We start from the raw sequence: 277 nt of genomic DNA on the forward strand, positions 1-277 counted from the left end.
TTACAATTGATAGGCCGGTGATTCCCTCGCAATAACTTTTAGCTTTTCATAGTATCTATTGCAGGCGGGGAATGACGATGTTAAAAATAGTGTCTGCGCCTTCCCTAATGATATTCTTTCCTTGCCCAAACCTATAATGATAAACCAAGTGCGTTGGCCCGACATCCCGATAGCTATCGGGACGGGCAGTGCTTCGGCCTTGTGCGGTTGAAGCATTTTTATGTCTTGATTTTTTTGTTACTTTTTTCATCAAGGAAAAAAGTAAGGAGAGAAAGAC

1 protein-coding gene is annotated in these 277 nt (G+C 41.9%); it reads right to left on the reverse strand.

Annotated features, from left to right (window positions below; all coding sequences use genetic code 11):
- Window positions 1-55: 55 nt before the first annotated feature.
- Window positions 56-277 (reverse strand): hypothetical protein (locus KK060_RS24935; RefSeq protein WP_254158015.1); only part of this gene is annotated, 222 nt, incomplete at its 5' end.

The sequence above is a fragment of the Chryseosolibacter indicum genome (assembly GCF_018598585.1).
Lineage (GTDB): Bacteria > Bacteroidota > Bacteroidia > Cytophagales > Cyclobacteriaceae > Chryseosolibacter > Chryseosolibacter indicus.